A 13,798-nucleotide genomic window follows, 5' to 3' on the forward strand; every position below is an offset into this window, starting at 1 on the left:
TATGGATATAGAAAAAATAAGAGCAGATTTTCCTTACTTAGATAGCAAAAAAGTGGGAAAAGATGTAATTTATCTTGATACTGCAGCAACAAGCCAAAAACCAAAAGAGGTAATAGATGCAGTAGACAATTATTATAAATACCAAAATGCAAATCCTCACAGAGGTGCTCATTATCTATCCTTTGTGGCAACTACTGCCTATGAAAATTCTAGGGATAAGATAAAAGAATATATAGGGGCAAAAAATCGCGAGGAAGTAATTTTTACCAGAAATGCAACCGAAGCTTTAAATCTAATCGCCTATTCCTATGCCTTGGATAATCTAAAAGCAAACGATGAGATTTTGATAACAATCCTAGAACATCATGCAAATTTGGTTCCTTGGCAAATTGTTGCAAAAAAAACTGGTGCAAAATTAATTTATGCCTATCTTAACGAGGACTATTCCCTAAATTATGAAGATTTGAAAAATAAAATTAACGAAAAAACGAAAATTGTTTCCTTCACAGGAGCAAGCAATGTGACAGGTGAGATTATAGATATCAAAAAAATTGTAAATTGGGCTCATGAAGCTGGTGCAATAGCAATTGTCGATGGAGCGCAACTTACTCCTCACCTAAAAATTGACCTAAGTGACTTAGACTGTGATTTTTATGTTTTTTCTGGTCATAAACTTCTTTCTCCTATGGGAATTGGAGTTTTATATGGCAAAAAAGCCTTGCTTGAGAAAATGAATCCATTTTTAACCGGTGGAGATATGATCGAATACGTCTACGAGCAAGAAAGCTCTTTTGCTTCTTTACCTTACAAATTTGAAGCTGGTACGCAAAATGTCGGTGGAGCAATTGGCCTTGCCAAAGCCATAGAATATATGGAAAAAATCGGCCTTGATGAGATTTATAAATACGAATCCGACCTAACCCGCCACGCCTATAATTTGATAAAAGATTATCCACATATAAAAATTTTCTACCCGGAAAATTCCAAAACTGGCGCAGTCCTATCTTTTACCTACGATGATATTCATCCTCACGATATAGCTTCAATTTTGGATAATAGTGGAGTTGCAGTTAGATCTGGCCACCACTGTGCTATGCCTTTGCACAAATATTTGGGCATAAGCGCAAGCGCAAGGGCAAGCTTTGCTTTTTACAACACAAAAGAAGAGGCTGAAATTTTTGCCAAAGAGCTATTAAATGTTAGAAAGGTAATGGGACTATAAATGAATATGGAAGAAATTTATTCTAGGATAATCCTAGATCATTCAAGAAATCAAGAAAACAAACACGAATTGGAAGATGCTGATATCAAAGAACCAGGCCACAATCCATCTTGTGGAGATGAAATAGTTCTTGAATTAAAAACAGACGGAGATAAAATTGTAGATGCAGCCTTTACTGGAGATGGTTGTGCCATAAGCCAAGCTGCAACAAGCGTTATGTGCGATATGATAATAGGCAAAACAAAAGAAGAAGCCAAAGAACTTGCAGATATCTACATTAGAATGATAAAAAGAGAAGATATTACAGATGAAGAATTAGAAAAACTAGGAGATGCTGCAGCCTTTATCAATATTCAAAATATGCCACAAAGAGTCAAATGCGCTCTATTAAGCTGGAAAACCCTAGATCAAGTAATATAAAATGAAAAAATTAGAAAATTTAGAATTTTTAACTAGTCTAATAACAGCAGGACTCCTCTACCTTTTGACCTATTTGCAATATAGCAAAGGCAAAAGCTATTGGTTCATAATTTTAATAAGCGCCATACTAATGACTGCTAATTCTTATGTAAAATATAAAAAGATAAAAAATATTTAAAAAAAATCAAAACTACCGACCGAACAGGTAGTTTTGATTTTTTTATTAACATTCAATTTTTTCAAATACTGAGCTTGCTGTTTGTTTTAGCACTTCATTTAGACTTCTTATATTTTCTTTGCCTGTACTTTGTAGCCAATTTTGAGCATCTTTTTCGCTTTTGCCAAATTCTTCTACTGCGCCTGACCATGTTGCTCTACCACATAGAACTCCATTAAATGTTGAGCCTGCTTTTCTGGCAAATTTTAGGGTTTCTTGGAATAACTCTGCACTTACTCCTCCGCTTAGGAAGATAAAAGGAATCCTTGTTGCATCTGATTGGTCTTTGAAGAATTTTAGGGCTTCTTTTTTGCTAAATAAAACTTCATTTTCTGCAAAGCCTTCAACATAGTTCATATTTACTGGAGCTTCTACTTTTAGGACATCGACCTTGTATCTTTGATCGTCAAAAACTTTCATTGATTCTATTACTTTTTTTGGACGAACTTTTGAGTATTCTAGGCCTTTGGCATCAGCTATTTCCTTATCATAGTTAATTATTTCTAGAAAATATGGAAGTCCTAAAGCTTCTGCTTCATAGCCTACTCTTTCCACCCAAGCTTTTTTGATGTCATTTATTCTTTCGCTTTCATCGCAATCGTAATATAGCAAGACTTTTATGGCATTTGCTCCCATTTCTTTTAATCTTAGGCCTGATACTGCCTCTATCAACTTTGGAAGTCTGCCTTCTTCATATTCATCATAGCCAGTTTTTTCATAGCTCATTATAAGACCTGCGTTTTTATCCTTAGCTGCAATGCCTTTTTTGCCATAAATAGGATCTAGTAATATTGCTGATGAATATTTTGTTAGTTCTTTTGATACTAATTCTTTAAATTTGCCAATGCCATCGAGGTTGTTAAGGCCAGGGTTTGCTTTTGCCATCATTTTTTCCATTGAACCTCTTTGGTCTATGGCAAGAGCCGCTATTGCTCCATCTTCGTTTACTAGTTTTTTTAGGTTTTGGTATTTTTCTTTGGATATTTTCATTAAATCTCCTCTACTTTTATTTGCTGGTAATATTTGTCAAAATCTTTAATGTTGATGTGGGCAATTTCTTTGTTTAATACATTTAGGAGGCCACAATTCATACTTGTCTTTATTATATCAATATCGTCTTTGCCACAACTTATGGCATATATTGCTCCTGCAAGAGATGAATCTCCACTTCCCACTGGATTTATTGCTTTAACTTTTGGAACGCTTGCCTTGTAAATTTTCTTATCAATTTTTACAATTGCTCCATCCTTGCCCAAAGATACTATAATATATTTTATATCTTTAAAAGGTTTTTCTAATAAAATTTCAGCTAGTTTTTCTTTCTTTACTTCAATTTTTAGGACATCTGCTATTTCTTTTTCATTTGGTTTGATTAAATCAGGTTTTATATCTGAATTTATTATCGCTTCTAAAATTTTGCCTGAAGTATCCATAGAAACGAATTTATTATTTCCCTTAGCATAAGCTATTATTTTTTCATAAAAACTAGGATCAAGTCCCTTTGGCAAGGAACCAGATATATTTATAAATTTACAATCTTTGCTAATTTGATCGAGATTTTTTATAAATTCTTCTTCTTCTTTTTTGCTAATACTTGGTCCTTTTTCAAGGATTTCGGTCTGATTTTTATCGTGCAATATTGCTATACAATTTCTTGTATCTTCTTTTATTTTGACAAATCTCGAATTTTGACCTTTGCTTTGCAGAGTATTTTCTATATATGCTCCCAAAACTCCACCGACAAAACCAGAGTGAACAACTTCTTCTCCAAGTTCTTTTAGGACATAACCTACATGAATGCCCTTGCCACCTGCATCTTTTACTACTTTGTCAGTCCTATTGACATCGTCAATTTTAAAATCATCTATTTGGTAAGAAATATCGACCGATGGATTGGCTGTAATAGTCAAAATCATCCAAAAACTCTCTTTCCATCAAGAAATGTTGCCTTTAGTCCTAAATTTTCATCTAATACTATAAAATCTGCCGCATAGCCTACTTTTAATTTTCCGCAAACATCATCGATGCCCACAGATTTGGCAGGAACTAAACTTGCCATTTGAATAGCCTCAAATAAATCGGCCACATCCCAATCGATGAGATTTTTTACCGCATCTTTTAGTTTTAAAATCGAACCTGCTAGCGAGCCGCCTTCTTTTAATCTTGCAGTTCCATCTTTGACGATGACGTCAAATTCGCCAAGCTTATAATCTCCCTCAGCCATTCCACCAGCGGACATACAATCTGTTATCAAAGCTACATGATTAGGACCTTTGACATTAATTAATATATTTGCAGCTGCTGGATTTACATGGTGGCCATCGCAAATTAATTCGCTTATGGCATCTGTATTCATGGCAGCTCCAACCATTCCCGGATTTCTGTGGTGAAGTCCACTCATGCCATTGAAGGTGTGAACAAAAATATTTGCCCCTTCTTCTACTGCCTTACAGGCATCTTTGTAGCTTGCATCAGAATGACCTAGAGCAACGGCAATGCCCATGGCGTTTGCTTGATGGATAAAATCAATTGCCCCATCTCTTTCTGGAGCTATGGCGATTTTTTTTACAAGTCCCTTTGATAATTCATTCCATTTTTTAAGTTTTTCTATATCAGGATCTGACATATATTTTTCGTTTTGAGCGCCCTTGTATTTTTCTGTGAAAAATGGTCCCTCAAGGAAAATTCCACGAACTTTTGCCCCTTCAACATCCTTATATTCTTCACCTACTACCCTACAAGCCTCATTTAATTTTTCTGTTGAGTCTGTAAGAGTTGTCGGCAAAAAGCTTGTAACTCCGCATTCCAAAAGTCCTTTAGATATAATATTTAAAGCACCTTTTTTTGCATTCATTATATCTTCTCCACGGTAGCCGTGGATATGAGTATCTACAAGACCTGGAGCGATTATTTCTCCCAAATCTTCAAATTCTTCTGGAGGATTTTTTGAAAATGATTTGATTTTTCCATGGCAAACTTCCATATAAAAATTTTCTAAAACTTGATCTTCAAGAACTATATATTTTGCTTTATAAAACATTTTTTCTCCTTGATTTTTTTAAATTTTTCTTGAAATAAAAATTTTCCTAAGCTTAAATTATTTATTTTTCGTATTCGTGGATGCTAACTCCCTTTACAACCCTATTTACGGTTCCGCTTTTTGATGGATTGTCAGGAGTGTTTCCTACTCTAAGGCTTGTAATCAAGCTTATTAACTGAGCAATTACAATATATGGTAATGCAAGGTAGATATCTTCATTTATTTGGTTTTTATAAAGTAATTTTTCAAAATCTCCAGCGATTTCTTTATTTGCAATGGCGATTATTCTTTGTGCAATTTTATCAGCATAAGTTTCATCTAAAATATCAAGATCATATTGGCTTGTGTAAGGATTTGATGAAACAAAGGAAACTACAAGAGTTTTATCATTTACAAAAGACTTTGGACCATGTCTAAAGCCCATTGAAGATTCGTATAAACTAGCTACTTTACCTGCTGTAAGCTCCAATATTTTAAGCCTTGCCTCATCGGTAAGCCTATACAAAGGACCGCTTCCAAGATAAATTATTCTATCAAAGTCAAAATTTACTAAATCTTCAATTTTTTCCTTATCAGCTAAAATCTCTTGGCAGGTTTTTACAATTTCATCTACCAAGGCTTTTTTATCATCTCTTTTATCAAAAATCAAAAGGCCTGTCAAAAGCATGGATGTAAAAGAACTTGTCATGGCAAAGCCCTTGTCATTTGTTCCTTCCGGTTCGATAAAAACAAAAGATTTTTCGTCATCTTTTAATTTCAAAGCTAATTTTCCATCTGGGGCACAAGTTATTGCCATATTATAAAAATCATCAACAATTTGCTCGCCTAATTTTACTGCTGCCAAAGATTCTGGAGAATTTCCACTTCTAGCAAAAGAAACCAACAAGGTCTTTTGATTTTTTGCAAAGTGCAAATATGGGCAAGACACCAAATCAGTAGTTGCAACTGATGAAAAGTTGTAAGTTCCAAGGCTTTTTAGATATTCATTTAAGATATTTCCTACATATTCACTGCTTCCGGCACCTGTAAAAATTATTTTTACATCAGAGCCAACTTTTGCCAAAAACTCTTCTATCTTTTCTTTTCTTTGCTCATAAAGCCTATATACTTCACGCCATTTTTCTGCTTGCTGAAAAATTTCATAGTAGGTGTTGTAAGCATCATTTTTTTCAATATAATCTAAATCTAAATACATATTTCCTCCTCTTAATATTTAATAAAGTTAAAAACTCGCCTTAGATCTAAGACGAGCTTTAACTAATTTTCTTTAACAATTTTTCTAATATGCTCTTCAAAAGGCTCTCCGTCCATGGTAACTTCGTTAGTTCCTCCAAAAATATCTACCATAATTTTGAAGAAATTTATAAGAATTGTATCGCCTTTAACATAATATTCATCAACATGACCAGGGATAAAAATTAGAGTTTTTTCGCTATCCATATCATCTAAGTTTAAATGCTTAACAGGGCTTACCATCATATCGACAACTCCCAAATCTTCCATCATCCACATATTGTTGTTCCAAAACTTCTTTGCTTGCTTGGAAACATCGTTAAGACGCTCTCTATTAGAAATTGCTGATAAAACTTTTCTTACATCTTCTTCGTTAAAATTTTCATCATAAATCATTTTTAACTCTGGGCGATTTGCAATTCCTCTAATAAAATCTTCGCCGACTTTTTCCCCTTCAGATGTAGCTTGCCAAAAATATAGCATTGTTTCTATTAGTTCATTATTAATTTTTACAGACATTATTCTTCCTCCGTTTATAACAAATTCTACTATAATTTTAACGCAAACAAGCCTTTTCTTCAAGAATAAGCAATTTTTCTACAAACTAATTTGTACTCTTTCTTTCGATAAGGCTAAGAGCTAAGTAGCACGCTAATAATATAGGTATTCCAATAATTGGATTTTTTAATAATAACATTATTATCATTATATCAATGCAGTCAAACCCTAATCCACTAACTCCTGCAGAGGAAAAATCAAAAGTTTTAAAAACCAAGGCTGATAAGAATAATACAAGGAAACCGTATAAGAATCCAGATATTATTGCACCCCTTTTACCTCCGTTAGCATTTCCTAGTATGCCAGCAACTCCGCCAGTAAAGAATGCACCAATTATTGTGACCAAGGGAGTCACATTAAAAACAATAGATGATAAAAACATTCCTACTATCATTCCTGCAACAGCAGAAATAAATCCAAACATCAATGAATTTGGTGCAAGGGCAAATAATACAGTTACATCTAAAGCTGGTCTAGCTCCTGGAACAACTTTATCAGCTATCCCTTTAAAAGCAGGTACTATTTCATCTAAGAACAATTTTACACCTTGTAATAAAACTAGAACTCCTGCAGTAAATCCAAGTGATTTTAGTATTCCAAAAACTATATAATTTTGACCATTAGAAAGTTCACTAACTCTTTCAGGTCCTGCTGCCATTACTACAAAAAGATAAAAAAATAGCATTACAATTTCTACTGATACAGCTGTATCAGAAAAAAACTGAAGTTGTTTTGGAAGTTTTATATCTTCTGCAGAATCCTCTTTATTACCTAAATGTCCCCCTATAAAAGATGATGCTCCTGTACCTATGTTAGTTAAATGACCTATTGAAAAAGAATTATTTCCAGTTAAATTATTTACAGATTTTTGAATTACAGATGGGATCATTGTTAATATTAACCCTTGTAAAATAGATCCAAGTATTATTATTTTTAGTTCGTTATAACCTTGTATATATAGGCAATAGGCTATAGCTACAGATGATATCCACATCATGTGACCAGTCAAAAATATATTTTTTAAAGGAGTTATCCTTGCTAATAAAATATTTACTAGAAAGCCTACCCCCAAAATAATTGAACTAGTTGAGGCAACTATTGGGATATTTGCTTGAAGTGAACCTACGACAGCTTCTGAAGAAGTTGCAAATCCCTGAAGATTAAATAATTCTCCAAAAAGTTCGACAAAAGGCGAAATTTCTTGAACAATTAAACCTGCTCCTGTAGATATGATTATCATTCCTAGTGCAGTTTTAATTGTTCCCTCAAAAATTTCACCAAAATTTTTCCCTTGTAATAATAGTCCTATTAGAGCAACCATTGCCAAAATAATTGGTGGCGTCTGAATTATATTTAACAAAAAATTAGTCATTGTTTTCCTCCATCTAAGTATTCAGATAGCTTTGTTTGAATTTCATTATCATCAAGAATATTATTTACTAAAATAACGTTTCCTAAATCTTCAAATTTTTCCTTAAACTGATTTGCTCTTGCGATGATATCTGGCTTGTAATTTTTTGATTCTACTTAATAAATATTTCTTAATACCATCAGATATTAAAAGCTGCTAATTTTAAATTATATTTTCATTATACTTAATATACTTTCTAAGTAAAAGTGGTTTAATATAGATAGAAGGTTTTTTGAGGTAAATTATGAAAGTGATTTTAGCTGTCGATGAAAATTGGGGGATTGGGAATAATAATCAGATGCTTTTTCATATATCTAAGGATTTAAAGCATTTTAGAGATCTTACTTATGGAAATATTGTAATAATGGGTAGAAATACATATGAATCCATGGGAAAAGCTCTGATTGGCAGAGAAAATCTAGTTTTAACTAGAAATAAGAATTATAAATTAAATGATGCTAGGGTGTTTTTTGATTATAAAGATCTATTAGCATACATAAAAAATTCCAAGAAAGAAGTTTTTGTAATTGGAGGTAAGCAAATTGTCGATTTGTTTTTGCCCTTTATAGATGAGGCGATAATTACAAAAATTTTCTCAAGTCGTAAAGCCGACACTTTCTTGCATAATTTTGATGAGGATCCAAATTTTAAAAAGATCGACCAATCAGATCTTTACCGAGAAAATGACATAGAGTTTAAATTTGTAAAGTATAGGAGGAAATAATGGAAGATATCAAGATGATTTATGACAAATTAGGCGAATTAGGAATTTCTGTTGAAACCGTTGACCACCCACCAGCACTAACAACCGAACAAGCTGACGAATTTATCGAGGGTGTGCCTGGAGTTAGAACCAAAACCATGTTTTTGACCAACAGAAAAAAGAAAAATTTTTATCTTGTTATAATGGATGATACAAAACGTTTGGATATGGATAATTTCAAAGAAATTGTCGGTGAAAAAGTAAAAATGGCATCAGCTGATACCCTAATGCAAAAAATGAAACTTGCTCCTGGCGTTGTTTCCCTATTTGGCTTGCTAAATAACGAAGATAAGGACATCAAAGTTTATTTTGACAAGGCCATCATGGGCGAGGATAGAATGAGCTTTCACCCTAACACCAACGAAAAAACTGTATTTATAAACACAGATGATATGCTAAAATTCATGGATGCAATAGGCTATGAGGCAAATATAGTAGAATTATAATTAGGAGATATTATGAGTATAGAAATTTTTGTAAGCGATAAATGCCCTCACTGCAAGTCTTTGATTGAGGAATATAAGAATAATCCCCAAAAATTTGAAGGCCAAGAATTTATCAACATCAACGAAAATATGATGAATTTAAAAAGATTTTTAAAATATCGTGACAGCTTAAAAGAATACGAAAAAATCAAAGAAGTTTATAAAGTTGGAGTTCCATCAAAAGTAATAGATGGCAAAAAAGTCGAATTTTTCGATCAAGTATAAAATTTCGGTGCTAGATCTTAGCACCATTTTTTTGCGCTTTTTTAATCATTTATATTCCTACAAAATTAAATAGTTGTCTATTTATTAGATAATTGTTGAATTTTTGGGTAAATTAATATAAATGGAGGAATTTATGAGAAGCGAAGTTAATTCTTACAACACAAAAATGCTTTTGGCCAATACTTTAAAAGATCTTTTGGAAAAAAAGTCCTTTTCCAAAGTCACCGTTACAGAAATAATCACCCTAAGCAAGGTCAATAGAAACACATTTTACTATCATTTTGAGGATATTTACGATCTTTTAAGATGGCTTTTGGAGCAAGAAGCAATAAATATTGTAAAAGATTACGATAGCAAGGATGAAATAGATATGGCCATTAATTTCACCCTCTCATATATAGAAAAAAATAGGAGTTTTTTGAAAAATATCTTATTTTCAGTAGGAGAAAAAGATCTAAGAAGATTTTTCTCAAAAGATTTTAGGGAAATTATAGGAAATTTTATTAAAATAGATGAAGAAGAACTAGGAATTAAGATTGATGCCCAATATAGAAATGTCCTAACCATGTATTTAACCGAAGCCATAGCAGGACTACTTATAGAATCTCTAAACAAAAAATACGAAATCTCAAATGCCAAAATAACTTCCTACATAAAAACCATCAGCACAAGCTCCATCAAAGCTTCTCTAATGGCCTACAAAAAAATATAACAAAATTAAAAAAACACACCCTCCAAACTTAGGAAAGTGTGTTTTATGTTGATTGTTAAAGACTCATCCAGGAATATTTATTATTTTTGTAGGCAACATAGCGCCTTAGTCCGCTTGAATTTCCTATATAAGATAGCCAAGAATAGCCATTTGCTTCAATAATCCTATCGTAATAAATGACTGAGCCTTTCCTATAAAGACCTACAATTTTTGAATTTGTCGATGGATAAGCCCTAATATTTGTGGCGGAATTTACTATAGCTTTTCCAGATTTGTTAATAAAAGATTCTTCTTTTTCAACCATCGGCCTAAAATATCTTTCTTTTTGACTACGTCTACAATCTAAGAAATATCTAAGGAAATTTCTTTCACCGTTGATGGTAACGGTGTTATTTAGACCGTTACAATGAATAATTTCCCCTTTTCTAAGAAAAATTCCAGTATGACCGCCTCTGCCGGCGCTTTTTCCTTCTAAACCTCTGATAAAAATATCCCCAGGTCTTATATCTTCGTAAGAAAAAACTTCCTTAAAAATTTTACCTTTTAACTTATAAAGGCTTTCTGTGTTGCCTATAAAAGAATTTTTAGGCAAAAATCCTCCTGCAATCAAACTGTAGTAGACAAAAGAAGAACAATCCAAAAAATAAGGCCCCAAACGAGCTGGGTAGGCCATAGAATATCTTACCTTGTGGTGCTTGCTTTTAGCATAAGCAAGCATTTTATCAACAGATGCCATATTTTCTCCTTATCTTTCCCCTAACTTCTTTTCCAATTCTCTAATTTCTCCTAATATTTGATCAAGTTTTCCATTTATTTGATAAATCAGTATCAAAGTTATTACAATTGGAAAACCCAAATCTCCGATAAGTTTTGTAATATCCATATTCCCTCCTGTTTGTTAACAAGTGACTTTTGGAATTTCTAAAAATTTTTTATCCTAATAGAAAAACTTACCGAGCCAGATTCCTTAGTCTTCTTTCTTAGAAGAATCTTCTTCTTCATCTTCCTCATCTTCCTTAAAAATGCAGATAATTGCCATAATATTCACCTCCTCTCACTTATATATAGGAAAAATGGCCTTATTGTCCCAGTAAGAAAAATGAAAGATCAGAAAAAATTATGATATAATAATAATGTTATCATCATGCTCTCATAGCATGAGAGGAGGTGAAACTATGCGAATACTTTTAGGTATCATAGTAAGTATCGTAGTTGATATAGTTGGTCACTTAATCAACAAATGGCTAGATAAGGCAAGCCTGTCTGGCTCTTGGAAGACCCTCCATGGAATGGTCAAGCGAAGCTTGATTTCGAAGATAACTAGCATAAAAAAAAAGACGAGCTGCAACTCGTCTTTTTTTGTGGTCAAAACCATGCATGAACTTTTAGGTATCATGGTTAATAATATTATACATTTTCATAGCCTTTCTTCCAAATTTAGTAATTTTAAATTTCCCACCAGCTTTCCCTTATCAAGAAAATTACCAATTTCAACTCCATTATATCCAGATTTTCTCAAGCTAATCGCCTTTTAGCCGATTAAACTTTTTGGGGAAAATATTATATTATTTACTTGTCGACAAATAAAATATAGCGGCGCCGCTTTGAAAGGTTATTTATGAAGATAAATTTAGACAATTCAAAGCAGATCACGGAAAAATATATGCCACTAATAAAGTCAATGGCAAGGAAATTTGGAGTTTTTGAATATGAGGAAAATATTTGCGAATCGCAGATGATTTTGATAGAAGCCATTGGCACATATGACCAAAGTAAGGGAACTTTTGGAAATTATCTAAAAAATCAGCTTAGATACCATTTTCTAGACAAAAGTAAAAAGGAAATCCCTATAAGTTTGTATCTGTGCGATGAAAATGGAAATCCGCTAATAGATGGACTTATGTCGGATATAGATATAGAAAAAGATTTATTGGAAGATGAAAAAAACAAAAATTTGCATAATGCTATAAATAAATTAGATAGCAAATATCAAAACATTGTAAAAATGAAATATTATCTTAATATGACCAATAAAGAAATAGGAGAAAAGCTAAATCTTTCCCCAAAAACAATCGCAAATAGAAATTCTTTGGCCCTTAAAAAATTAAGACAAATTTTAAAGGAAAAATAGAAAAAAACGGAGTTAGTATTTACTAGCTCCGCTACTCTCTAATTTTATTTTAATTTTCAGATTTTTGTCTTTCTATCTCTAATTGTTCATTATATAATTCAGTATCTCTTTTTTTGAAGAATGGGAAGTAAATAATTGTAGAAACTGCAAAAGTAATTATAGCAAGTACAAAGGCTTTCCAATCTCCACCTGTTCCAATAAATGCGTTAAATCCTCCTGGTATTGGCCAAGCAAATTGTGCGATCATTGGTTTTACAATTCCAAGTTTTACTGCAAAATATGCAATAGTTCCAGTAACCATTGGTGAAAGTATAAATGGAACTGCAAAAAATGGGTTATACACAATAGGCAAACCAAAGATAATTGGTTCATTAATATTAAATATTCCAGGGATCAAAGCTGCTCTTCCCAAAATCTTAAATTGTTCACTTTTAGCAAAGAAAACCATAAGCAAAACTAAACCTAAAGTACCACCAGCACCACCAATAAACATATAAGCATTGTCAAAGCCACCAGCAAAAGGAATATTTGCACCTTTTATGTTCATTTCCATATTGTATAAAACAATTGGGGTTAAGAATGCGCCTATTACATTTGCGTGGATTCCTACAAGCCAAACAGCTGATATCAAGAACATTATAATCATAGTTCCTATCCAAGATGTGGTAAGCCCTGTTACAAAAGAGAATGGTTTTGAAATAATGTCAAATACGTCAGTTCCTAAGCCAATCAATATACCATTAACCAAAATCATAAGTACAGCTACAAAAAATGAAGGAATCAAAGCTGTAAATGAATTGGCTATTCCTGTTGGAATAGAATCTGGCAATTTGATAACTATATTTTTCTTAACACAAAATCTATATACATTTACTGCAACATAGCTTACAATGATTGCTGTAAATACTCCTGTAGATCCCAATCTATTTGGAGCATCACCTATTGACCAACCATTAATAATTCCATTGTCTAAGTCTGTTAATAGTTTCAAGCTACCATCTTTTGCAAATTGTGGCAATGTAATAAAAAATCCAAATACTGATAAAAGCATACCAGAAATCGGGCTTAAATTAATTTCTTCTTCTTCAGCCACTAATCTTGTATATTCATATCCTATAACACATAAGAAGTACAAAGCCAAAAGAGCAATTGATGCAGAAAATGCAAGCAAATATATATCTGCAAATTGAACTAAATAATTATCATAAAATCCTTGCAAAGGTGTAATAACTCTAGGCAAGATGTGCAAAACCAAAAACATTGACCCAACTATTGTAAAAGGCATGGCTGCAATACCAGCAGCTTGTACGGCTCTTACAAATTTTTTCTGAGAAAATTTTACAAGTGGGTTCATTAAGTATTTTTCTAATAATTCAAACAT

At 32.5% G+C, this 13,798-nt stretch carries 17 protein-coding genes; 8 read left to right on the plus strand and 9 right to left on the minus strand.

Annotation, left to right across the window (positions count from 1 at the left end; all coding sequences use genetic code 11):
• The first annotated feature begins 1 nt into the window (after position 1).
• Genes CS884_RS08610 through CS884_RS10660 form a run of 3 tightly spaced genes read left to right on the plus strand, consistent with a single transcriptional unit; the run spans position 2 to position 1,820 of the window.
• Positions 2-1,222, plus strand: coding sequence for a cysteine desulfurase (locus CS884_RS08610; RefSeq protein ID WP_099321431.1), 1,221 nt, complete (start codon positions 2-4; stop codon positions 1,220-1,222).
• On the plus strand, positions 1,223-1,642 hold the full coding sequence (gene sufU, locus CS884_RS08615) for a Fe-S cluster assembly sulfur transfer protein SufU (protein WP_099321432.1): 420 nt from the start codon (positions 1,223-1,225) through the stop codon (positions 1,640-1,642).
• Between the two features lies 1 nt (position 1,643).
• Complete coding sequence (locus CS884_RS10660) at positions 1,644-1,820, plus strand: hypothetical protein (protein WP_180753321.1); 177 nt, start codon at positions 1,644-1,646, stop codon at positions 1,818-1,820.
• Between the two features lie 45 nt (positions 1,821-1,865).
• Here CS884_RS10660 and CS884_RS08620 read toward each other — a convergent pair whose 3' ends face one another.
• The 6 genes from CS884_RS08620 to CS884_RS08645 form a co-directional block, all read right to left on the minus strand.
• Positions 1,866-2,849, minus strand: a complete 984-nt coding sequence (locus CS884_RS08620) for a tagatose 1,6-diphosphate aldolase (protein ID WP_099321433.1) — start codon at positions 2,847-2,849, stop codon at positions 1,866-1,868.
• Positions 2,849-3,775: a hexose kinase gene (locus CS884_RS08625; RefSeq protein ID WP_099321434.1), complete on the minus strand. Its 927-nt coding sequence runs from the start codon at positions 3,773-3,775 to the stop codon at positions 2,849-2,851. The genes CS884_RS08620 and CS884_RS08625 overlap by 1 nt, the downstream gene beginning before the upstream one ends.
• The gene (nagA, locus tag CS884_RS08630) at positions 3,772-4,899 is read right to left on the minus strand and encodes an N-acetylglucosamine-6-phosphate deacetylase (RefSeq protein ID WP_099321435.1); all 1,128 of its coding nucleotides are present in this window, start codon (positions 4,897-4,899) and stop codon (positions 3,772-3,774) included. The genes CS884_RS08625 and nagA overlap by 4 nt, the downstream gene beginning before the upstream one ends.
• A gap of 61 nt (positions 4,900-4,960) precedes the next feature.
• Positions 4,961-6,094: an SIS domain-containing protein gene (locus tag CS884_RS08635; protein ID WP_099321436.1), complete on the minus strand. Its 1,134-nt coding sequence runs from the start codon at positions 6,092-6,094 to the stop codon at positions 4,961-4,963.
• Between the two features lie 62 nt (positions 6,095-6,156).
• The gene (locus tag CS884_RS08640; protein ID WP_099321437.1) at positions 6,157-6,651 is read right to left on the minus strand and encodes a hypothetical protein; all 495 of its coding nucleotides are present in this window, start codon (positions 6,649-6,651) and stop codon (positions 6,157-6,159) included.
• A gap of 85 nt (positions 6,652-6,736) precedes the next feature.
• The gene (locus tag CS884_RS08645; RefSeq protein WP_099321438.1) at positions 6,737-8,062 is read right to left on the minus strand and encodes a PTS ascorbate transporter subunit IIC; all 1,326 of its coding nucleotides are present in this window, start codon (positions 8,060-8,062) and stop codon (positions 6,737-6,739) included.
• Between the two features lie 283 nt (positions 8,063-8,345).
• Here CS884_RS08645 and CS884_RS08650 point away from each other — a divergent pair, with 283 nt between their 5' ends.
• The 4 genes from CS884_RS08650 to CS884_RS08665 all read left to right on the plus strand — a co-directional run bounded on the left by CS884_RS08650 (position 8,346) and on the right by CS884_RS08665 (position 10,286).
• Entirely contained in the window at positions 8,346-8,825 is a 480-nt protein-coding gene (locus tag CS884_RS08650; RefSeq protein ID WP_099321439.1) for a dihydrofolate reductase, read from the plus strand.
• Complete coding sequence (locus tag CS884_RS08655; protein WP_099321440.1) at positions 8,825-9,310, plus strand: prolyl-tRNA synthetase associated domain-containing protein; 486 nt, start codon at positions 8,825-8,827, stop codon at positions 9,308-9,310. The genes CS884_RS08650 and CS884_RS08655 overlap by 1 nt, the downstream gene beginning before the upstream one ends.
• A gap of 12 nt (positions 9,311-9,322) precedes the next feature.
• On the plus strand, positions 9,323-9,574 hold the full coding sequence (locus CS884_RS08660; protein WP_099321441.1) for a hypothetical protein: 252 nt from the start codon (positions 9,323-9,325) through the stop codon (positions 9,572-9,574).
• Between the two features lie 133 nt (positions 9,575-9,707).
• Positions 9,708-10,286 (plus strand): TetR/AcrR family transcriptional regulator C-terminal domain-containing protein, encoded by a 579-nt coding sequence (locus tag CS884_RS08665; RefSeq protein WP_099321442.1) that lies wholly within the window; start codon positions 9,708-9,710, stop codon positions 10,284-10,286.
• Between the two features lie 55 nt (positions 10,287-10,341).
• On the opposite strand, the gene CS884_RS08670 is transcribed toward CS884_RS08665, so the two are convergent.
• Positions 10,342-11,022, minus strand: a complete 681-nt coding sequence (locus CS884_RS08670) for a peptidoglycan amidohydrolase family protein (protein ID WP_099321443.1) — start codon at positions 11,020-11,022, stop codon at positions 10,342-10,344.
• 9 nt (positions 11,023-11,031) lie between these two features.
• On the minus strand, positions 11,032-11,169 hold the full coding sequence (locus tag CS884_RS08675; protein ID WP_099321444.1) for a YvrJ family protein: 138 nt from the start codon (positions 11,167-11,169) through the stop codon (positions 11,032-11,034).
• A gap of 735 nt (positions 11,170-11,904) precedes the next feature.
• Between CS884_RS08675 and CS884_RS08685 the strand changes: the two genes are divergently transcribed.
• Positions 11,905-12,417 (plus strand): sigma-70 family RNA polymerase sigma factor, encoded by a 513-nt coding sequence (locus tag CS884_RS08685; protein ID WP_099321446.1) that lies wholly within the window; start codon positions 11,905-11,907, stop codon positions 12,415-12,417.
• A 49-nt stretch (positions 12,418-12,466) separates the two neighbouring features.
• On the opposite strand, the gene celB is transcribed toward CS884_RS08685, so the two are convergent.
• The gene (gene celB, locus CS884_RS08690) at positions 12,467-13,798 is read right to left on the minus strand and encodes a PTS cellobiose transporter subunit IIC (RefSeq protein WP_099321447.1); all 1,332 of its coding nucleotides are present in this window, start codon (positions 13,796-13,798) and stop codon (positions 12,467-12,469) included.

The organism is Anaerococcus sp. Marseille-P3625 (genome assembly GCF_900232825.1).
In the GTDB taxonomy this organism is placed as follows: Bacteria; Bacillota; Clostridia; order Tissierellales; family Peptoniphilaceae; genus Anaerococcus.